General features: G+C 68.9%; 22 protein-coding genes and 1 pseudogene. 13 read left to right on the forward strand and 10 right to left on the reverse strand.

Annotated elements, in window-relative coordinates:
- Positions 1–38 precede the first annotated feature (38 nt).
- Positions 39–1,286: a lipase family protein gene (locus RHA1_RS09230; RefSeq protein WP_050787272.1), complete on the forward strand. Its 1,248-nt coding sequence runs from the start codon at positions 39–41 to the stop codon at positions 1,284–1,286.
- A gap of 3 nt (positions 1,287–1,289) precedes the next feature.
- On the opposite strand, the gene RHA1_RS09235 is transcribed toward RHA1_RS09230, so the two are convergent.
- The 3 genes from RHA1_RS09235 to RHA1_RS09245 are packed head-to-tail and all read right to left on the reverse strand — an operon-like array spanning position 1,290 to position 4,475.
- Positions 1,290–2,141, reverse strand: a complete 852-nt coding sequence (locus tag RHA1_RS09235) for a patatin-like phospholipase family protein (protein ID WP_011594811.1) — start codon at positions 2,139–2,141, stop codon at positions 1,290–1,292.
- Positions 2,142–2,158: 17 nt separating this feature from the next.
- Entirely contained in the window at positions 2,159–3,958 is a 1,800-nt protein-coding gene (locus RHA1_RS09240) for an AMP-dependent synthetase/ligase (RefSeq protein WP_011594812.1), read from the reverse strand.
- The gene (locus RHA1_RS09245) at positions 3,951–4,475 is read right to left on the reverse strand and encodes a MarR family winged helix-turn-helix transcriptional regulator (protein WP_011594813.1); all 525 of its coding nucleotides are present in this window, start codon (positions 4,473–4,475) and stop codon (positions 3,951–3,953) included. Before RHA1_RS09245 ends, RHA1_RS09240 begins: the two co-directional genes overlap by 8 nt.
- Before the next feature lie 190 nt (positions 4,476–4,665).
- On the opposite strand from RHA1_RS09245, the gene RHA1_RS09250 reads away from it, so the two are divergent.
- Positions 4,666–5,169, forward strand: coding sequence for a GNAT family N-acetyltransferase (locus RHA1_RS09250; protein ID WP_011594814.1), 504 nt, complete (start codon positions 4,666–4,668; stop codon positions 5,167–5,169).
- A 67-nt stretch (positions 5,170–5,236) separates the two neighbouring features.
- The gene (locus RHA1_RS09255) at positions 5,237–5,665 is read left to right on the forward strand and encodes an antibiotic biosynthesis monooxygenase (RefSeq protein ID WP_011594815.1); all 429 of its coding nucleotides are present in this window, start codon (positions 5,237–5,239) and stop codon (positions 5,663–5,665) included.
- On the opposite strand, the gene RHA1_RS09260 is transcribed toward RHA1_RS09255, so the two are convergent.
- Positions 5,611–6,126, reverse strand: a complete 516-nt coding sequence (locus tag RHA1_RS09260; protein ID WP_029539347.1) for an SRPBCC family protein — start codon at positions 6,124–6,126, stop codon at positions 5,611–5,613. The genes RHA1_RS09255 and RHA1_RS09260 overlap by 55 nt on opposite strands.
- Before the next feature lie 128 nt (positions 6,127–6,254).
- Here RHA1_RS09260 and RHA1_RS09265 point away from each other — a divergent pair, with 128 nt between their 5' ends.
- From RHA1_RS09265 to RHA1_RS09285, 5 genes and pseudogenes are all read left to right on the forward strand, one after another.
- Positions 6,255–7,583: an SWIM zinc finger family protein gene (locus RHA1_RS09265; protein WP_011594817.1), complete on the forward strand. Its 1,329-nt coding sequence runs from the start codon at positions 6,255–6,257 to the stop codon at positions 7,581–7,583.
- Positions 7,580–9,055 (forward strand): DUF5691 domain-containing protein, encoded by a 1,476-nt coding sequence (locus tag RHA1_RS09270; protein ID WP_011594818.1) that lies wholly within the window; start codon positions 7,580–7,582, stop codon positions 9,053–9,055. Before RHA1_RS09265 ends, RHA1_RS09270 begins: the two co-directional genes overlap by 4 nt.
- Positions 9,052–10,155: an ATP-binding protein gene (locus RHA1_RS09275; RefSeq protein WP_009474611.1), complete on the forward strand. Its 1,104-nt coding sequence runs from the start codon at positions 9,052–9,054 to the stop codon at positions 10,153–10,155. The genes RHA1_RS09270 and RHA1_RS09275 overlap by 4 nt, the downstream gene beginning before the upstream one ends.
- Positions 10,152–12,320, forward strand: a complete 2,169-nt coding sequence (locus tag RHA1_RS09280; protein ID WP_011594819.1) for a DUF5682 family protein — start codon at positions 10,152–10,154, stop codon at positions 12,318–12,320. The genes RHA1_RS09275 and RHA1_RS09280 overlap by 4 nt, the downstream gene beginning before the upstream one ends.
- Positions 12,317–13,475: pseudogene (locus RHA1_RS09285) on the forward strand (VWA domain-containing protein). The gene RHA1_RS09280 and the pseudogene RHA1_RS09285 overlap by 4 nt, the downstream one beginning before the upstream one ends.
- Before the next feature lie 7 nt (positions 13,476–13,482).
- Here RHA1_RS09285 and RHA1_RS09290 read toward each other — a convergent pair.
- From RHA1_RS09290 to RHA1_RS09315, 6 genes are all read right to left on the reverse strand, one after another.
- Positions 13,483–13,686 carry a hypothetical protein gene (locus RHA1_RS09290; protein ID WP_005252231.1) on the reverse strand — a complete coding sequence of 68 codons (204 nt, stop codon included), beginning with the start codon at positions 13,684–13,686 and terminating at the stop codon, positions 13,483–13,485.
- A 186-nt stretch (positions 13,687–13,872) separates the two neighbouring features.
- Positions 13,873–15,000 (reverse strand): acyl-CoA dehydrogenase family protein, encoded by a 1,128-nt coding sequence (locus tag RHA1_RS09295; protein ID WP_009474614.1) that lies wholly within the window; start codon positions 14,998–15,000, stop codon positions 13,873–13,875.
- A gap of 9 nt (positions 15,001–15,009) precedes the next feature.
- Entirely contained in the window at positions 15,010–16,185 is a 1,176-nt protein-coding gene (locus RHA1_RS09300) for an acyl-CoA dehydrogenase family protein (RefSeq protein WP_009474615.1), read from the reverse strand.
- A 71-nt stretch (positions 16,186–16,256) separates the two neighbouring features.
- Positions 16,257–16,700 (reverse strand): hypothetical protein, encoded by a 444-nt coding sequence (locus RHA1_RS09305; protein ID WP_005252226.1) that lies wholly within the window; start codon positions 16,698–16,700, stop codon positions 16,257–16,259.
- 11 nt (positions 16,701–16,711) lie between these two features.
- Positions 16,712–17,227 (reverse strand): Rv1363c family protein, encoded by a 516-nt coding sequence (locus RHA1_RS09310; protein ID WP_011594822.1) that lies wholly within the window; start codon positions 17,225–17,227, stop codon positions 16,712–16,714.
- Positions 17,224–17,751: an Rv1363c family protein gene (locus RHA1_RS09315; protein WP_011594823.1), complete on the reverse strand. Its 528-nt coding sequence runs from the start codon at positions 17,749–17,751 to the stop codon at positions 17,224–17,226. The genes RHA1_RS09310 and RHA1_RS09315 overlap by 4 nt, the downstream gene beginning before the upstream one ends.
- 189 nt (positions 17,752–17,940) lie before the next feature.
- Here RHA1_RS09315 and RHA1_RS09320 point away from each other — a divergent pair, with 189 nt between their 5' ends.
- The 5 genes from RHA1_RS09320 to RHA1_RS09340 are packed head-to-tail and all read left to right on the forward strand — an operon-like array spanning position 17,941 to position 20,434.
- Positions 17,941–18,402, forward strand: a complete 462-nt coding sequence (locus RHA1_RS09320) for an Asp23/Gls24 family envelope stress response protein (protein ID WP_005252221.1) — start codon at positions 17,941–17,943, stop codon at positions 18,400–18,402.
- Positions 18,399–18,713, forward strand: a complete 315-nt coding sequence (locus tag RHA1_RS09325; protein ID WP_009474619.1) for an Asp23/Gls24 family envelope stress response protein — start codon at positions 18,399–18,401, stop codon at positions 18,711–18,713. The genes RHA1_RS09320 and RHA1_RS09325 overlap by 4 nt, the downstream gene beginning before the upstream one ends.
- Positions 18,710–18,889, forward strand: coding sequence for a hypothetical protein (locus tag RHA1_RS09330; RefSeq protein WP_005252219.1), 180 nt, complete (start codon positions 18,710–18,712; stop codon positions 18,887–18,889). The genes RHA1_RS09325 and RHA1_RS09330 overlap by 4 nt, the downstream gene beginning before the upstream one ends.
- Positions 18,882–19,862: a DUF6286 domain-containing Asp23/Gls24 family envelope stress response protein gene (locus tag RHA1_RS09335; RefSeq protein WP_009474620.1), complete on the forward strand. Its 981-nt coding sequence runs from the start codon at positions 18,882–18,884 to the stop codon at positions 19,860–19,862. Before RHA1_RS09330 ends, RHA1_RS09335 begins: the two co-directional genes overlap by 8 nt.
- Positions 19,859–20,434, forward strand: a complete 576-nt coding sequence (locus RHA1_RS09340; RefSeq protein WP_009474621.1) for an Asp23/Gls24 family envelope stress response protein — start codon at positions 19,859–19,861, stop codon at positions 20,432–20,434. The genes RHA1_RS09335 and RHA1_RS09340 overlap by 4 nt, the downstream gene beginning before the upstream one ends.
- Positions 20,435–20,463: the final 29 nt, after the last annotated feature.

Genomic DNA, 20,463 nt, shown 5'->3' on the forward strand with positions numbered 1-20,463 from the left:
GTTACATTCTGGGACAGTTACCTCAGGCGGTGGTAGCGATGAAGCTGTTTCGTGCAGTGGTCCTGATGACACTCTCCACCTGCGCGGCCGCGTTCGTCTGCGCCCATCCCCCACGTGTCGCCGCCCAGCCCCTGGGCGCCGAATCCATTCTCCCGTCCCCCATTCTGGACGACGACTTCTTCGCGTGGCCGCCGAATGTCGCGGAGTTCGACGCCGGTGAGATCATCCGCTCGCGGGAAGTGACGCTCCGGGCGTTCCCGAACACACTGGTGCCGCACCGGGCTCACCAGATCATGGTGCGTTCCAACGATTCCAAGCACCGTCCCGTGCCGGTGACCGCGACAGTCCTTGTACCGACCGCGGCGTGGACGGCGACGGAACCGAGACCGGTGGTCGCCTACAACATGCCCATCGACTCCCTGGGCGCCCGGTGCACCCCGTCCTACAAGATGGTGCACGACTGGCAGACCCTGGACCTGGACATCCCACCGGTGCTGTCGCTGTTCCTCGCGAAGAACTACGCGGTGCTCGTGCCCGACCACGAGGGGCCGCGGATGGCGTACAGCGCCGGACGAATGGCCGGTCATGCCGTGCTCGACAGCATCCGCGGCATGAAGCGTCTGCCCGGCCTCGGGCTCTCCGACAGTCCGGTCGTCGCGACGGGTTACAGCGGTGGTGCGATCGCCACCGGCTGGGCGGCGCAACTGCAACCGTCGTACGCGCCGGACGTCGAACTCGCCGGCGCCGCCGCGGGCGGCATCCCCGCCGATTTCGGTTTGCTGCGCAGGACGATGAACAGCCAGCTCGGTTCGGGTCTGTACCTGTCCGCTGTCCTCGGGCTCGCCCGCGAATATCCGGAGATGCTGACATTGGCGAATCCGCTCGGTGTGCTGCTGGCGACGTCCCCGCTGAAGGACCAGTGCATCCTGGCCCTCGCACCGGCCGGGATCGCGTTGCTTCCCGCCGAACTGTTCGCGGCCGTACCCGACCCGTTCGGCGATCCCACGGCCCGAACGGTGGTCGCCGAGAACAGGATGGGCGCGCTCACCCCGGTCACGCCTGTGCTGCTGTATCACGGGTCGTCGCGAGTGTTCCTCGGCGACGAATGGATTCCGGAGGAGGGGGTGATCACGCTGCAGCAGGAGTGGTGCCGCGGTGGCGGCGACGTCACCTACGCCCCACAGTTCGGCGAGCACCTCACCGCGGCCGTGTTCGCGCTGCCCGAGGTGGTGCGCTGGATCGACGAACGACTGGCCGGCGTGCCGGCGCCCACGGGATGCCGCTGACGGTTATCCGTGCACGTGCGGCAACAGCAGATCGGCCTGACCGACCTCGACGACCCGCGCCTCGTCGAGCCACTTCGCGGTCTGCTCCCGAGCTCGCGTGATCAGCTCGTCGGCGTCGCCGAAATCGGCGGGACTCGTGTCCAGTGGGCACAGCGGGGGAACCACCCGGATGTCGGCGACGCTCTCGTACCGCTCGATGTCGAGGGCGAGCCGCTGATTGATCGCGAGGGTCACACCGAGCAACCCCATGCCCAGGGCACTTCCGGGGACCTTCGACAGGGTGCACGCATATCCGGTCGGGAGTACCCACACGGTCGTGGCCCCCAACTCGATGGCATGGGAAATGGGCGTGTTGTCGACGACCCCGCCGTCCATCAGCGCCCGGCCGTCGATCACCACGGGTGGGAGGATGCCGGGCAGCGCCGCGCTGGCGGTCACGGCGTCGACGGCCGGCCCCGTCGACAGCCGGACGTCCTTCCCGGTCAGCACGTCGGCGGCGATGACGTGCAGCGGGATGGGCGCGTCTTCCATCCGTTCGAACCGGAGATTCTGCTCCAGCAGCCTCCGGATGGCGCGGTTGGACACCAGATGGTTCCGGAGGCCGACGAAACCGGTGAATCCGGTAAGCAGTCCGGTGGGGAACACCGCACTGCGGGTGAGACCACGCCACAGGTCTGCGAGTTCACGCAGATCTGCATCGGAGGAGCCGCCGGCGAGCCAGGCACCGTTGAGCGCGCCGACGGACGTGCCGACGACGAGGTCCGGCCGAATTCCCCTGCCGATCAGGGTCTGCAACATGCCGACCTCGAGGGCACCGAGGCTCGCCCCACCCGACAGAACGAAAGCTGTTGTCATGCCGCCACCGTAACGGGTCAGCCCCGCCGGTACAGGCTCGCGATGTCGTCGGCGAAGCGCTCGGTCACCACGGGACGCTTGATCTTCAGGGTGGCGGTCAGCTCCCCGTCGGCCTCCGTGAGGTCGCGGCCGAGGACGACGAACCGTTTGATCGACTCCGTGTGGGAGACGGTGGTGTTCGCGTCGTCCACCGCGTCCTGCAGGTCCCCGCGCAGCTCCTCGTCGTCGCGCAGGTCCGCCGCCGTGGCGTCGGACGGCTTGCCGTGCGCGGACTTCCACTTGTCGAATTCCTGCGGATCGACGGTCAGCAGGGCACCGATGAACGGGCGGCCGTCGCCCACCACGACCGCCTGCGAGACGAGGGTGTGCGAGCGAAGCCGGTCTTCGAGAGGCCCCGGCGACACATTCTTGCCGCCGGCGGTGATCAGCAGATCCTTCTTGCGGCCGGTGATGGTGAGGTAGCCCTCGTCGTCCAGGTCGCCGAGATCGCCGGTGCGGAACCAGCCGTCGTTCAGCACGTCCCGGGTGGCGTGTTCGTTGCGCCAGTAACCGCCGAACACGACGCCGCCGCGCAGTTCGATCTCACCGTCTTCGGCGATGCGCACGCTGTTGCCGCCCAGTGGCTGACCGACCGTTCCCATCTTCTGGGCGCCGGGAACGTTCACGCAGTGCGCGGCAGTCGATTCGGTGAGACCGTAACCCTCGTAGACCGGAACACCCATGCCGCGGAAGAAGTGACCGAGCCTCGGCATGAGGGCGCCGCCGCCGGAGATCGCCCACCAGCAGTCGCCGCCCAGTGCTGCGCGGAGTTTCGCGTAGACGAGTTTGTCGGCGAGCGCACGCTCGAGCCGGAGCCGCAGCGACGGACCGCCCGTGTCCTGGGCCTCGCTGTACGCCACCGCCGTGGCTTCGGCGAAGTCGAAGATCCGCTTCTGCAGGCCGCCCGCCGACGCCGCCTTGCGCGCCGCACCGTCCCGCACCTTCTCGAACACGCGGGGTACACCGAGAATGGTGTTGGGCCGGAAACGTTCGAATTCGCCCGTGACCGTGCCGAAGTCGGACCAGTGTGCCTGCGTCGCGCCGGCCTCGAACATCGCCAGCGACACTGCGCGCGCCAGCACGTGCGCCAGCGGAAGGAACGTGAGGACGCGGTTGCCGGGCCGTGCGACGTCACCGATCGGTGCCGCGAGCAACGCCCGCACCTCCGACAGGAAGTTCCGGTGGGTGAGGATGCAGCCCTTGGGACGGCCCGTGGTCCCGGACGTGTACACGAGCGAGGCGAGATCGTTGGCGGTCAGCGCCACTACGCGTTTGAACACCTCGGAATCGTCGATGGACAATCCGTCCTTGATGAGCGTGCCCACCGCGTCCTCGTCGATGGTGAGGATGCGCTTCAGCGTGTAGGGGATGCCGTCGCCCTCGAAACTCGACGCGTGGGCCGGAGTCTCCACGAGCGCGGCGACCGCCCCCGAATCCTCGATGATCCACCGGATCTGATCGTGCGAGGACGAGTCGTAGATCGGGACGGACGCGGCGCCCGCCGCCCAGATCGCGTAGTCGAGCAGCGACCATTCGAATCTCGTCGACGACAGCAGTGCCACGCGGTCGCCGGGCTGGACACCGTTGGCGATCAACCCCTTCGCGGCCCCGATGACGAGCGCACCGAAGTCCTTGGCCGTCACGTCGACCCACCCGCCGGACTCCGGACGCGTGTACATCACCCGATCCGGATGGCTCTCGGCGTGCGCGAACACCCTCAGCACGGCGTTCTCGTGGTCGGAGACGGTGAACGTCGGGGCGCTGGTGTACTCACGCACGGGTGTCGTCTCCGATGCTGTCGTGGTCTGTGTCGCCGCCCTGGCGGAATTTCCGGAGGTGCCGTGCGAACGCGGCGATTTCGCTGTCCGACCACGTGGCCACCCGGTCGCGGACTTCCTCCACGCGGCGTGCGTCGGCGCCGGCCAGCACCGCGACGCCGCCGTCGGTGAGGCTCAACGGATGACCGCTGCGGAGTGGTCCCGGCTCGGCGTGCACCCACCCCTCGTCGATGCAGCCCCGGAGTTGACGCGACACCGTGGAGCGGTGCACGCCGAATGCGTCCGAGATCTGGGTGGCCCGGCATCCCGGATTGCGGGCGACGAAGGAGAGCAGCGAATGTTGAGCGAACGTCGGGGATCCGACGGGAGGACGGTCATCGGCAACCAGTTGACGGACGAGGCGGACGAGTTCGTCATGGACGGCCACCACGCCCGACGCGGACGTTTCCTCCGGCTCGACCTCGTTGTGTTGCACACCGCAACTGTATCCGACCACCCTGGCCTCGACCACCCGCACCCCGATTCCCGTTGCCCTTCGCTCGACTCACGTTCTGCCCATACTGCTATCGATCGTTCGGAAATTCATTCGGCCCGAATCGTCACACGGTCACAATTGGAGAACGCTTTCCGTCCACCGCTACCGGCCGGACAACGGGCGCCGTCAGAAATCCGTTGCGGCCGCGGGCCCGTCGATACACTCTGTCCGCATGCTGATCAGACGCGAGAATCCGGGCGACATCGACGCGGTGGCGGAGGTGCACCGGCAGGCCTTCGACGGCGACGCACCCCTCGAGGTCGGCCTCGTGACCCGATTGCGGTCGAGCGACGCGTGGATTCCGCAACTGTCCCTCGTCGCCGAACTGGCGGGGTCCGTCGCCGGCCACGTGTGCCTGACCCGCGCGACCGTCGACTCCACGGACGTACTCGCGCTCGGCCCGATCGGCGTGCTCCCCGACGTCCAGCGCGACGGCGTGGGTTCGGCACTGATGCACGCCGCGCTCGGCGGCGCCGACGCCAGGGACGAACCCCTGGTGGCACTGCTCGGTCACCTCGACTACTACCCGCGGTTCGGCTTCGTCTCCGGAACGTCGGTCGGGATCGAGCCGGACCAGCCCTCGTGGTCGTCCCACTTCCAGGTCCGCCGGCTCGCACGCTGGAATCCGAGCATCACCGGCACGTTCAGGTACGCCGCACCCTTCTACGACCTGTGACGTCGTATCCGCTGGTAGTTTGAGGTGGCACGTGTCACGGGGGTGAGCGGAACCGAGGTAGGAAACGATGGAGCACGCGGCCGAGGGCGCCGGAACAGCCGGGCCGGTGGATGCGTCCGTCACGACGACCATCGTCCGCCGGGTCCTTCCCGGCTGCGACGAGGAGTTCGCCGACTGGATCCAGACCGGACTCGGGCTCGCCCGGCTGTTTCCGGGATTCCTCGGCGGAGGATGGCTGAAGGAGAGCAGCACCTCCGATGTCTGCGTGATCGTGCTGAAGTTCGAAACCCAAGCCGCGCTGGACAACTGGTTGACATCTTCGCTGCGGAACGGGTGGCTGAGGACCGGCGGGAACATCGCGGTCGAGGAGCCGGACGAGCCGGCGTCGGACGTGGAGAGCCTGTTCGAACGCCCTCGACGCCGGACCGCCGCCGGCCACGGTCAGGCGGGCTCCCCGGGGATCTGCGCACCCGACGGCATCCCCTCCCCCAAATAGGTCTGATAGAACGGCCGCCAGTCCGCGGACGCATCTCCACGGTGACCGGGCGCGTCGGAGCCGTCGAGGTGCCGGTCGAGGTCGGCGAGGCAGACGCTCCACCCGGCGGCGTTCCTGGCTGCGGTGTTGCGGACCTCGAGAACGTTGACGAGCGTCAGGGCGCACCCGTCCGCGGTCGGCTCGACCTCGAAGTGGATCTCGTCCCCGCCCCACGTGAAGGCGAGCGTGTACGGGGCGCCGTAGACGAGGACCGTCCCCGTCTCGGGGTCGCTGTGCGGCTCCGGGAAGAACTCGATGTCGCCGCCGGCGTAGGTGTCGAGGCGGACCCGTGACGGAAACCAGTGCGCGAGCTCGTCGGGCTCCGACACCGCCTCCCACAGCCTCGGGACGGGGAACGGGTACGTGCACCGGAACCGCACGGCGGGACGACCCTTGAACTCGAAATACCTTCCGTGGATCACCGGCCCACTCCCTCGCTGTCGTACCTGACGACAGCTTGACACGGGAGACCGACGTCCACACCGAAGTTGGCCGACAATTCCGCGCACCCTCCTCCCTTCCTGTCGGACAACTCCCCTACGGTGGCGGAGTGACGTCGCCTTGGTCGGAGGGACAGGTCGCATCGGTCGCCCCCGATGCCGGCTCGCTCGCTGCCGCCGGAAAGCTGTCGACCGCGTGGTCGGAGACGGGCAGCAACGGCGGCGCGCTCTGGGGACTGTGCCAGGGCAGCGGCAAGAGCCCCTACCGATCGGTCGTCGACCTCTCCGGCCCGGCCTACAACTGCTCGTGCCCGAGCCGGAAATTTCCCTGCAAACACACGCTCGGCCTGCTGCTGATCTGGTCGCAGGGCCGGGTCCCGGAGCAGTCCGAACCGCCGCCGTTCGCGGCGGAGTGGCTGAGCCGCCGGGCGGGGCGGGCAACCGCGCCGGCGGCTGCGGCCACCACGACGGCCGGTGCGAAGGCCACCGAACGCCGGGCCGAGCGGGTGACGGCGGGCCTCGACGAACTCGACCGGTGGCTCACCGACCAGATCCGTAGCGGGCTCGGCGCAGCCGACATCTCGGCATCCGCGTTCGACGCCATCGCGGCCCGCATGGTCGACGCGCAGGCGCCCGGCATCGCGTCCGCCCTGCGCCGCCTGCCGATCGTCGTGGCCACCCGCGCCGACTGGCCGGACCGGTTGCTCCGCGAGTACGCCAGGCTGCACCTCCTCGTCGTCGCCCATCGCCGGCTGAACGAGCTACCGGAACCACTGCAGGCGTCGGTGCGCTCGCACGTGGGGTACCCGGTGGCCACCGACCGCGTGCGCAGCGAGCCGGGAGTCCGCGACCGGTGGATGGTCCTGGGTATGCAGACCACCGAGGAGAAGCGCCTCTTCACCCGCAAGGTGTGGTTGATCGGCCGCGACCACGGTCGCCGCGCGATCCTCCTGGACTTCGCGCACGGCTCCGCGAACTTCTCGACAGTGGTCCCGCCGCTCGGGTCGCTCGTCGACGCCACCCTGCACTTCTACCCCGGCGCCGCGCCGCTGCGCGCCCAGTTCGGCGACGCTCACGAGGCCCCCGAACCGTTCACCACCGTCGCACCGAGCGACGTCGACACCGCTCTCGACCACTTCGCCGCCGCGGTCGGCGCCGACCCGTGGGTCCGCTCGTGGCCGGCGCTGCTCACCGGCGTCACCCCGGCAATCGACGACGGGCACTGGTTCCTCGTCGACGCGCAGGGGCGCGCGCTGCCGCTGTCCGGCGAAGACCCTGTCCTGTGGCGGCTCCTCGGAATGTCCGGCGGCCGTCCCGTCACCCTGTTCGGGGAGTGGACAAGCGAATCGCTGGTTCCCGTGTCGGTGTTCGATCGCGGCGACGTGTACCCGCTCGGGGCCGGCACGCCCTCGGCCGCGGCGGCGGGGAGCCGGCGATGAGCGAACTCCTGTCCGCCGCCTTGCTCGGCACGGCACGGACTGCCCCCTCGTTCGAGGATCTGGCCACCGGCGAACTGGCACAAGCGGTCAGCGGCGACCCGGCGGAGACCCTGCTGGGCGCCGCCGCGCTCGAGAACGCATACCGCGACGGCGGAGTCGCCGCCTCCGCGCGCGTGCTGCCCGCCCCCGCCGAGGACGACCCGCGGCTGCAGTTGCCGCCGGCGTCCGCGTCGCACCTGATGCAGTTGCTCGCCGCCAAGTCGTGGACGCTCACCGAGTGGTTCGCGGTCGTGGCCGAGCGGAACTACCGCGCGCCGGATCATCTCGTCGCCGACCTGATGGCCGTGGCCCGCACCAACGACGCCCACCGCGAGAGCATCCTCCGGCTGGTGGGGCCCCGCGGCCAGTGGCTCGCCGCGCAGAACCCGGACTGGTCGACGCTGGTCCGCCGATCCGATCGCACCGACGTGTGGACGCACGGCGCACACCAGGAACGACTGCAATGGCTCACGACGATGCGGGCGGTGAACCCGGCGATCGCGATGGCCGAACTGAGCCGCACCTGGGATTCCGAACGGGGCGAGCACCGGGCGGCGTTCATCGCCGTTCTGGGAACGGGGCTCGGCGACGCCGACTCCGCATTGCTCGAGCACGCACTCGACGACCGGCGGAAAGAAGTGCGCCAGCAGGCGGTCCAGTTGCTGCGCCAGCTGCCGAACTCCGCGTACGCCGGGCGCATGGCCGCTCGCGCCCGGGCATGGGTACGGGTGGAGAAGAAGCCGCTGCGCACCCGTCTGGTGGTGAACATGCCCGGCTCCCTGGACGATTCGGCCCGTCGCGACGGCATCGAGGACGTCCACTTCAAGAACAAGGGAATCCGCAGCTGGTGGTTGCGGATGGTGGTCACCGCCGCCCCCTTGTCGGTGTGGGAAGGCATGATCGGCTCCGCCTCCACCGCGTGGGAGATCCGGATCGAAGACCAGTGGCGGGAGGTGATGACGGAGGCGTGGACCACCGCGACCGTGCTGCAGCGCAATCCGCGCTGGGCGTCTGCTCTGCTGCACCGGGAGGGGCGGACAACCGAACGTCGCGTCGTACCGATCGTCCCCGCCCGCGAACGCCTGGCATACATCCTGTCGGGTCGCGCCGACTCCTACCTGCTGGGCGTCGACGGCGCCGCCCTGTTGGACGGTCTGCCCCACCCCTGGCCGCTCGACCTGGCCGAGCGGGTGATCGCCCGCCTCGAGGACGTCGCCGGGCGGCACGCCGAGACCGGCAAGGATCTTGGGCAGTTCTCCCGGCACAGCCACTACTCGACCCTCCGCAGCGCCGAGACGCATTTCCCGTTCGCTGCGGCGCCGCTCCTCCGCGCGGCCGCCGAACGCACCCGTGATCCCGGCTGGCACCAGGCATTCGCCACCGTCGCCACCAACATCGACCATCGCAGAACAGTCCTGAAGGAGCTCGAGTGACCGAGATCGCGGCCGCCCAGGCCGACCTGCTACGACCCCACGCGGAGCAGGCCTACGCCGACGAACTCGCCGCCCTCGCCGCGCACGACACCCGGCCCCGGCCACCGTCGTGGAAATTGTCTCCGTGGGCGGTCGTCACGTACCTGCTCGGCGGCGAACTCGACGACGGCACCGTCATCACCCCCAAGTACGTCGGTCCCCGTCGGCTCATCGAGGTGGCCGTCGCGACGCTCGCGACCGACCGCGCGCTGCTTCTGCTCGGCGTCCCCGGAACCGCCAAGACGTGGGTTTCCGAACACCTGTCGGCGGCGGTCTCCGGCGAGTCGACGCTGCTCGTCCAGGGAACGTCGGGGACGCCGGAGGAGGCCATCCGGTACGGCTGGAACTACGCGCGGTTGCTCGCCGAGGGCCCGACAGCGGGTGCACTCGTTCCGTCCCCCGTCATGACGGCCATGCAGGGCGGGCGGATCGCACGGGTCGAGGAACTCACCCGCATTCCCGCCGATGTGCAGGACGCGCTCATCACCGTGCTGTCGGAGAAGACGCTGCCCATCCCCGAACTGGGCACCGAGGTGCAGGCCGCCAAGGGTTTCAATCTGATCGCCACCGCGAACGACCGCGACCGCGGGGTCAACGAACTGTCGTCCGCGCTGCGCAGGCGGTTCAACACGGTGGTCCTGCCGCTGCCCGCCGACGAGGAGGATGAGGTCGCCATCGTCGCGCGGCGCGTCGAGCAGCTCGGGTCCTCGCTGGAACTACCGAAGATCCCGGCGACCGTCGACGAGATCCGGCGCGTGGTCACCGTGTTCCGCGAACTCCGGTCGGGCGTCACCGGCGACGGCCGCACCAAGCTGAAGTCGCCGTCCGGAACGCTGTCCACGGCGGAGGCGATCTCCGTCGTCACCAACGGACTCGCCCTCGCCGCGCACTTCGGCGACGGGGTGCTCCGCCCGTCCGACGTCGCCGCCGGCATCCTCGGGTCCGTGCTGAAGGACCCGGTCGCCGACAAGGTGGTGTGGACGGAGTACCTCGAGGCCGTGGTCCGCGAACGGGAGGACTGGGCCGACTTCTACCGGGCGTGCCGCGAGGTCACCGGGTGAACTCCGACGTCCGTGTCTTCGGCATCCGCCACCACGGGCCCGGTTCGGCACGATCGGTGCGGCGCGCGCTCGACGAATTCGTCCCCGACGCCGTCCTGATCGAAGGGCCCGCGGACGCCGATCCGCTGGTCGCGTTGACCGCCTCCGACACCATGGAACCTCCGGTGGCCCTGCTCGCGTATGCCACCGGGGAGCCCCGGACGGCGGCGTTCTGGCCGTTCGCCGTGTTCTCCCCGGAGTGGCAGGCGCTGTCGTGGGCGGCTGGGCGCGGCGTCGAAGTCCGCTTCTGCGACCTGCCCGCCGCCAACACCCTCGCCGCCGACGACTCCGAGCCCCGTGCCGAGGATCCGCTGACCCAGTTGGCCGCCGCGGCGGGCTACGACGACACCGAACGCTGGTGGGACGCCGTCATCGAATCGGGTTCGGGTCCCGACTCGTTCGACGCGATCACCGAGGCCATGACCGCCCTGCGGGACACCGTCGAACTCGACGAACCCACCAGCAGGCGCGAGGCGTACATGCGGCAGACGCTGCGGAAGGTGATCAAGGGCGGCGCGCAGCGGATCGCGGTGGTGTGCGGTGCCTGGCACGCCCCCGCACTAGCCGGACCTCTCGGACCGGCCACCGCGGACGCGCGAATCCTCAAGGGACTCCCCAAGATCAAGACCTCGCTCACGTGGGTGCCGTGGACGCACTCGCGGCTGTCCGCCGCGTCCGGGTACGGCGCCGGGATCACCTCCCCCGGCTGGTATCACCACCTGTTCACCGCACCGGACCGGACGATCACCCGATGGCTCACGAAGGTCGCGCGGGTACTGCGGGACGAGGACCTTCCGGTGTCGAGCGCGCACGTCATCGAATCCGTCCGTCTCGCGGACACGTTGGCAGCAATGCGTGCGCGGCCGCTCGCCGGTCTCTCCGAGGTCACCGAGGCCACCCGCGCCGTGATGTGCGACGGCGACGATGTCCTGCTCGACCTCATCACGCGTCGTCTCGTCGTCGGCGAGGCACTCGGCGCCGTCCCGGAGAACACCCCGACAGTTCCCCTCGACGCCGACCTGCGGGCGCGGGCGAAAACCCTGCGGCTCAAGCAGCAGGCCACCGAGAAGACCATCGACCTCGACCTGCGCAGAGACAACGACGTCGCGCGGTCCCGGCTCCTGCACCGCCTGCAGATCCTCGGTGTCGACTGGGGCACGCCGGCCGACAGCGACGTCCGCGGCACCGGCACGTTCCGTGAAACGTGGTCCCTCACCTGGAAACCCGAACTGGCGGTGTCGATCATCGAGGCGTCGCTGTGGGGAACCACCGTCGAGGCCGCGGCTACAGCGACGGTGCGCGAGGGGGCGTCGTCCGCTGATGTCTCCCTCGCCCAGCTCACCGGGCTGCTCGAACAGGCCCTGCTGTCGGATCTCGGCGATGCGCTGGCCGAGCTGCTGCGCGCACTGGAGACGGCTGCCACGCTCGACCACGACGTGATGCACCTGATGGATGCCCTGCCCGCGCTCACCCGCACGCTGCGATACGGAGACGTCCGCGGCACCGACGTCTCGTCCCTCACCCGCGTCACCGACAGCCTGCTCGTCCGCATCTGCGCCGGACTGCCCACCGCGATATCGGGTCTCGACGACGACAGCGCACTCGACCTGCGCCGCGCCGTCGACGACGTCCACGCGGCGGTGATGCTGCGCGACGACGATCGTGCGTCGGCGCGGTGGCTCGGCACACTCGCCGGCCTCGTCGACCGCAGCGACGTGAACGGCCTCGTGATCGGACGCATGGTCCGATTGCTCCGCGACGCAGGCACCGTCAGCGAAACCGAGTCCGCCACCCGACTGTCGCGGGCACTGTCCGTCGGCGCGGATCCCTCCGCCAAGGCGGGGTGGGTCGACGGCTTCCTCGGCGGCGCAGGGCTGCTGCTGGTCCACGACCGGCAATTGCTGCATCTGCTCGACGGATGGGTGTCGGGACTGCGCGAGCAGGACTTCGTCGACGTTCTGCCACTGCTGCGGCGCACGTTCGGCGGGTTCGAAACCGGGGAACGCCGGGCCATCGGGCAGTCCGTGGAGGGCGGGTCCACGGAAGATGCCCGCGCCGAGGTCGACGCTAGGCGGGGCACGATCGCGATCCGGACCGTCGCGGACATTCTGGGGGTGACGTCGTGACCGAGGACGCGGAGCGGTTACGTCGGTGGCGGCTGCTGGGGCAACGCCGCCGAGGAATCCACCGGAGGTCTCGCGTCCAAGGCGGACGCGGCGATGGACGGCGCTCTGGCCGCCCTCTACGACACCAGCAGCGAAGGGTCGAAGAGCCGCCGTCGCGGCGCGGGTCTCGGCGGATCGGCGCCGAAGGTCGCGCGCTGGCTCGGCGACATCCGCACCTACTTCCCGAGCAGCGTCGTGCAGGTGATGCAGAAGGACGCCATCGACCGGCTCGGCCTCACCCAGCTGCTCCTCGAACCCGAACTGCTCGACGCCGTCGAACCGGACGTCCACCTCGTCGGCACGCTGCTGAGCCTGAACCGGGTGATGCCCGAGACCAGCAAGGCCACCGCCCGGATGGTCGTCGAGAAGGTGGTCCGGGAGGTGGAGGAACGGATCGCGCAGAAGACCAGGACAGCCGTCACCGGTGCCCTGAACCGGTCTGCCCGCATCACCAACCCCAAGTACCGCGACATCGACTGGAATCGCACCATCCGCGCCAACCTCGCGCACTACCTCCCCGAGTACAAGACGGTGGTGCCGGAACGACTGCTCGGATACGGCCGCCGATCGCAGGCCGTGCACCGCGACGTCGTCCTCGCCATCGACCAATCCGGGTCGATGGCGTCGAGCGTCGTGTACGCGTCCGTGTTCGGCGCGGTCCTCGCCTCGATGCGCGCGCTGAAGACGTCGCTGATCGTGTTCGACACGGCGGTCGTCGACCTCACCGACAAGCTGTCCGATCCCGTCGACGTGCTGTTCGGCACGCAACTCGGCGGCGGCACCGACATCAACCGGGCCATCGCCTACAGCCAGTCGCTGATCGACAGACCGACCGAATCGCTGTTCGTGCTGATCTCGGACCTGTACGAGGGCGGGATCCGCGCGGAGATGCTGCGGCGGATGTCGGCGATGAAAAACGTAGGCGTCCAGGTGGTTGTTCTGCTGGCGCTGTCCGACGACGGCGCCCCGTCGTTCGATCACGACAACGCGGCGGCCCTCGGTGCGCTCGGCATCCCCGCATTCGCCTGCACCCCGGACAGGTTCCCGGAACTGCTGGCGCTCGCACTCGAACGCGGCGACATCGGCAGGTGGGCGGACAGTCTTCAGACGGAGTGACCGGGGGTCAGCCGGCGGCCATCCGGCGGTCGCTGTGCAGTTCGGGGTGCGCGTCGGCGCGGATCCTGAGCAGGACCAGTCCGGAGACCGAGGCGACGATCAGCGACGCGACCGTCCAGGGAACGTGCAGTTCGGAGATCCCGACTCCCGCACCGACGAGTCCCACGAAAAGCAGGCTCCACATGATCGCTTTGACTGGACCGGACCCCATGGCAATGCTCCTTCACCGAGATTACGTACATCCCCCGTGAGTTCTGGTGTGCGCGCAGAACGTTAGCTGCGTCACACTGGGGTCCCCGTGCGACACGTCGAAAACGCTCTTTCCGATACCAATCCGAGACCTGGACCCGTGAGTACTTATTAACCGCCCGCGGTTAATAAGTACTCACGGGCGCGGCTAGATGATGCTGACGGTCCCCTGGGTGGTCGCCGACGCGAGCACCCGCAGGTGGTCGTCGGACCCGCCGAGGGTGTGCTCGATGGCCGTCAACCGGCTCACGTAATGCCCGACCGGATACTCGGCCGTCATGCCGATGCCGCCGTGCATCTGGATCGCTTCCTGCCCGATCGTGCGGGCGGAGCGGCCGATCTGCAGCTTGGCGCGGGAGGCGACCACCGGATCGACGGTTCCGTCGGCCAGCGACATCGTCGCGTAGAGACTCATGCTACGAGCCAGTTCCAGCAGCACGTACATGTCGGCCGCACGATGCGTGAGCGTCTGGAACTTCGCGATCGGGACACCGAACTGCTTGCGGGTCTTCAGGTACTCGGTGGTCAGTCGCAGCGCTTCCTCCATCGCGCCGACGGCCTCCGCACACAGTGCCGCCTGCGCCCGGATCTGCGCGCTCTCGATCGCCGACGACGCGTCGCCGCCCGTACCGAGAGGCTCAGCCGGGGTGTCCGACAGTTCCACCTGCGCGGCCCGCAGTCCGTCGTGGGTCGCGTAGGCGGTGCGGGTCAGGCCGCTGGCATCGGCGTCGACGAGGAACAGTCCGACCCCACCGTCCGGGAGTGCCGCCGTGACGACCAGAGTGTTCGCGCTGCCGCCGTGCGGAACGGGGTTCTTGGTGCCCGTGAGGGTCCACGCGTCGCCGTCCTTCTTCGCGATCGTGGACACCTGGGTGGACGGCCAGCGCACACCCGGTTCCCGATCGGCGAAGGCCAGCAGGAGGTTGCCCTCCGACACGTCCGGCAGAATCCGGCGACGCTGCTCCGTGCTGCCGGCCGCAGCGATCAGGCCGCCGGGCACGAGCACGGCGTCGAGGACGGGTTCGGGCGCGAGGCGGCGGCCGATCTCGGTCATCACCGACGCGACCTCGACAGGTCCGGCGCCCATACCGCCGTCTTCCTCGTCGAAGCTCAGACCCAGCAGTCCGACCTCGGCGAGTTGCTTCCACACCTGAGGGCTCCACCCCTGCTCGGTGTCGGTGACGGCGTTGCGCTTCTCCGCGTCGTAGCTGCGCCCGAGCAGTTCGCGGGTGGTGTCGCGCAGCAGTTTCTGTTCGTCGGTCAGTTCGAAGTCCATGTCACGCCCTCACAATCCGAGGATCGAGGAGGCGATGATGCTGCGCTGCACTTCGCTCGATCCGCTGTAGATGGAAACCTTGCGGTAGTTCAGGTAGGTCGGAGCCGTCCGCTGCGCCCAGAGAGGCGAAGAGATGCCGTCACCTGCGGCGAAGGGCAGGGAGTCGGGTCCCGCGACGTCGGTGAGCAGTTCGAGTGTGGCCTGCTGCAGTTCGGACCCACGCAGCTTCAGCAGCGACGACGCCGGGTTCGGCTTGCCGTCGGCGGAACTGGCGACCACCCGCAGCTGGGTGAGTTCGAGCGCGATGATCTCGTTCTCGAGTTCGGCGATGCGGGCGGCGAACAGCGGGTCGTCGAGTAGTGTCCCCTCGCCGACCGAGATCTCGGCGGCGCGTTCCTTCGCCTGCGCGAGACGGACTTTGGAAAATCCCAGCCGGGTCACCCCGGTGCGCTCGTTGCCGAGGAGGAACTTGGCGTAGCTCCAGCCCTGGTTCTCCTCGCCCACGAGGTTCTCGGCCGGCACGCGCACGTCCTCGAAGAAAATCTCGTTGACCTCGTAGCCGCCGTCGATCAGCTTGATCGGGCGCACCGTGACGCCGGGCGTCTTCATGTCGACGAGGATGAACGAGATGCCGGCCTGCTTCTTGGGGGCGTCCGGGTTGGTGCGGGCGAGGACGAAGATCCAGTCGGCGTGCTGCGCGAGGGTGGTCCACGTCTTCTGGCCGTTGATCACGTAGTCGTCGCCGTCGCGGACGGCACGGGTCTTCAGCGACGCGAGGTCGGAGCCGGCCTCGGGTTCGGAGAATCCTTGGCACCACCAGATGTCGAGGTTGGCGGTCGGGGGAAGGAATTTCTCCTTCTGCTCCTGCGATCCGAACGCCGCGATGACGGGGCCGACCATGCTGGTGTTGAACGCGAGCGGTTCGGGCACCGAGGCGAGCTGCAGTTCGTCGAGCCAGATGTGCTTCTGCACCGGAGTCCAGTCGCGGCCGCCCCACTCGACCGGCCAGTGCGGCGTCGCGAGCCCGTTGGCGTTCAGAATCCGCTGGGACTCGATGAACCCTTCCTTCCCCACTTCTTCACCACGCGCATACCGCTCGCGGATCTCCGCCGGAATCTGCGTGGTGAAGAACGTTCGCATCTCGTCGCGGAACGCCAGCTCCTCGTCGGTCAAGGCCAGATTCATCGGAATTCCTTCGCACTCGAGGTCGGATTCATGTTCTGGTCCCGACGTTACTCCCTCGTGCGGCTCACGGGTCAGGCGGTGCGAAGGACGAGCAGGTACGCACCACCGGCGGCGTCGATCTGCGTCTCGACGTTCAGTTCCGGTGCGAGGCGGGACAACCTGTCGAGCAACCACTCCGCCGCGTCCTCGGCGTCCGATTTGCCCGGGCACCGCGCCACCGCGACCCGTCCGCCCTTGCGGCCGAGTTGTTCGACGACACCGATGATCGGGGCGGGATCGACGACGAACAACCGGTCGGGCCACGGCACGACCGGTTTGACGGCACCCTTCTTGGTGTTGCACGCCCGGTGCGCGAGGCGTTCGACGCCGCCCTTCGCCTTGGCCTTCTTCGCGGTGACGACGCTGTCGATGCTGGGGCCACGCGGATCGTTGACCGACATGTCGGGGTCCACCGGTTCGTCACACAGCCAGCAACGCCACGACTCGCGGTCGCCGACCTCTCGAAGAGTACTCATGGGCGCCAACGCTACCCGGACGACTGAACCGGATCGAAGCCGGAAATCAGCCAGTTGTCGCCGGACTTGGTGAGCTCGACGGTGATGCTCGTCGCCGTCACCGCCGCTTCCGGTTTCGCGGCGCTGGTGGTGGTCTGGTTGACGAACAGCAGCACCGTCGCCGTGTCGGCCGCGACCTCGACGGGACCGGAGGCGGCCACCGTCGCCTGGGTCGCGACCTGGCTCTCCTTGGCCGCCGGGACGACGACGTCCGTCGTGAACTGTGTGTAGTAGTCGAGGAACTCCCCCGTCAGGCGTTCCTTCGCGGTGCCGACGTCGTTCTCCACCGTGTCCGGCTTGTAGGTCAGCAGGGCGATCGCGCCCTGCGACGCGGTGTCGGTGACGGTGGCCCGGACGGCGTCGTCGACGCGCCGGTCGGGTCGGTAGAGCGTGAAGTAAAGAACCCCCGCCAGCACGGCCGCGACGACGGTGAGCGCGCCCAGGATCAGGAGGAGTCTGCGCGACTTCGGCGATGCGTCGGTACTCACTGCACGAACCCTGCCTTCACGATCTTGTACGTGCCGTCCTCGAGTTGCATCGTCACCCGCATCCGCTGACCGCGCGGCTCCTCGGCCGCGCCGCCCGCATTGGACACCTTCTGCGCGACCGCGACGAGCACGTCCGCGGCGTCGCCGTTCTGCGTCTCGATCGCAGCCTGGCGCACCTCCCCCTGGGACTTGACCTTGGCCTCCTGCATGACCGCGATGAGGTCCTTGGATCGGGCTTCGAATTCGTCGCGGAATTCTCCGGTCGAGCCGTCGAGCACCTTCTGCACGTCTTCGTCGGCCCGCTCGTAGTCCATCGTCGTCAGATTCACGACGCCCTGCCGCGCTGCTTCGAGGATCTCGGATCTCTGCTGAGCCTCCTGCTCCGCCTGCCGGTGTGTGTAGCCGAAGTAGCCGCTGACCGCGACGAATGCGAGTGCGAGGACGGCGAGAACCGCCACACCCGCGGTGACGGCGGAAGTCCTGGCCTGGGGAGCGGCGTCCTCACCGGTGGGCTCTTCCGCCATGGGGTTCCTTCCGTCGTGCCGTGCCTTTGTTACCTGCATCACGTCAGATGCTACCGGGTAGTCATATCAAATATTTTTGGGTGCCTCCCGTCACGGGATCCGCGGACGGAAAGGCGCGTGGGAGACCCCGCGTACGGTCGGTGATCATTACTGTTGAGGAGAAGCCAGGCGACTCGAAGGGGATCCACGATGACCAGCGATTCAGGCGCACGCAGCCGCGTGCAGTTCGGTGCCGGGGCGACGCCGGAACTCGTCAGTTCCGAGGGACGGACCATCATCGCGGACGCCGTGGTCGCCAAGATCGCCGGGATCGCCACCCGTGAGATCAACGGCGTCTACGACGTGGGCGGCGGCACCGCACGCGCTGTCGGCGCCCTCCGCGATCGGATCCCCGGCGCCCGCGTCAACCACGCCCAGGGCGTCGCCGTCGAAGTCGGCGAGAAACAGGCCGCCATCGACATCGGCATCGTCGCGGAATACGGCGTCGCACTGCACGAACTCGCGGTCGGCATCCGCCGCAACGTCATCGCGGCCGTCGAGCGCATGACCGGGCTCGAAGTGACCGAAGTGAACATCACCGTCTTCGACGTCATGCTGTTCGACGAATCCGAGGCCGCATCCGAGCTCGACGGCAAACCGAGGGTGCAGTGACCGGACCACTTCCACCGGACACCCACGCCGAGGACATCTCCGAACGCATCGTCGCCGCCGTCCTCGCAACCCCCGGAGTGGCAGCGATGCACGGCGGCGCGTTCGGTGAAGTCGCGACCTACCTGCCCGGACGCCGGGTGACCGGGGTGACCGTCGGCCCCACGTCCTGTGCGGTCCACCTCGCGGCTCGCTACCCCGCCAACGTCGTCGACACCGCCGAAAGAGTGCGGGCCGCAGTGGAATCGCTGGTGGACGTCCCCGTCGACGTGACCATCGAAGATCTCCTGACAGAGACAGGACAATCTCAATGAACAGCACAATCACAGGCCTGATCGTCGGGTTACTTCTCGCCATCGCCGGCATCCTCGGTGGTTTCAGCGGATTCGTCTTCGCCGTCCTCCTCGGAGCGCTGGGCATGGCCGTCGGCGCGCACCGCGACGGCCACCTCGACCTCGGCGCCATCCTCCGAAGCCGCGGCCGTGGCTGAACCCTTCACCGCACCCCCCGCCGGTCCCCACGACGACGCGGCGCTCGACGACACCGCCCTGCGCGGCGAATTGGTCATCAAGGAGCGCGCCGTCGTGAAGATCGCCGTCGCCGCAGCGCTCCAGGTACCCGGCGTCGTCAAGCAGTCCGGTGGGCTCTCCCGCCTGACGGGGCGGGAACTCCCCCGCGCCGACGTCTCGACGGGAGCGGGCGCCGTCGCGATCAACCTGTACATCGCCGTGCAGTGGCCGTGCCACCTCGACCTCGTCAACCGCCGGCTCCGCGCGCAGGTGCACCGTCAGGTCGAGCAGATGACGGGCATGCCGGTCATCGAACTCAACATAGTGGTCGTCGGAACGGAATCCGCCGCCCCCGAGGACAGTTCGACCGAAGGCCGCTACTCCGAGCAAGGCGATCCGGCCGTGCCACCCGCTCCGGTGGCGCCCCTCCGGCCACGCACGCCGCGCGCCACCCCGGCCGCTGTGCCCGCCGCGATCATCGTCGCCGTAGGAGCCCTCGGTCTCGCGGTCGTCGCAGCGCGTGAGCTGCTCATCATGCGCGGCACCTTCGCCAACGCGCCCTGGATCCGCAACACCGTGCAATGGCTGGGCCGGCTGCACTGGTCCGAGTGGATCGTCCCCGTCGCCGCAGGCGCGATCGTGCTGGGGGTCGTGTTCATCGTCGCGGCCCTCAAACCGCGGCCGCGCACCCACCTGCCGCTCGCAGTCGGTGACACCCCGATCGTCTGGCTCCGCCCCACCGACCTCGCTCGCAACTCCAGTAGCCACGCCAAGACCGTTCCCGGGGTGCTGTCGGCGCACACGACGGTCGACCGCAAGCACGTCACCGTCCGCGTGGTGCGCACCGAGTCGACACCCGCCGGCGACGTGGCCATCTCCGTCCGCGAGGCCGTGGAACCGACGCTGTCGCTGCTCGGCACGTCCCCCGAACTTCGAGTGCAGGTGAAACCGTGAGACATCGGACCGCAGCCGTCAACCGGGTCATCGTCCTGCTCGTCGGGCTCGCACTCCTCGGATTCGGCGCGTACGCCCTCGCCTGGGACCTGCACGTTCCGATCGTCCGCGAATGGGTGTCGCGGTACGACCGCGCGCGCGTCACCGCACTCCCCGACCAGGACTGGTGGGGCTGGGCGCTCGCCGCGACGGTCGTCGTGGGGCTGGTCTTCGGGATCGTGCTCCTCGCCCTGGACCTCACCCGGCGACGCACGTCCCCCGTCGCCGTTCCGGATCGCGAATCGGGCACCTACGTCACCGTCGACCTCGGCTCCCTCGCCAACGGGGTCGCCAGCGAACTCGCGCAGTACCCCGGCGTCCGGCAGACACGCGCTCGCGCCGTCATCGAACGCGGACTCCCCACCCTGTCTATCGTCGTGACCGCCGACCCCACCCTCGACTTGTACGACTTCACCCGCAAATCCGAGGACGTCGCATCCTGGGTCGCATCGACCCTCGGCGGTGAAGAAGTCGCCACCCAGGTCCTGCTCCACCTCGACCGCGCCGACCACCCGGTGCACGTCGAAAGCTGACACGGGGCGTTGCGGTCTCGGTAGGTTCG

The organism is Rhodococcus jostii RHA1 (assembly GCF_000014565.1).
GTDB lineage: Bacteria > Actinomycetota > Actinomycetes > Mycobacteriales > Mycobacteriaceae > Rhodococcus_F > Rhodococcus_F jostii_A.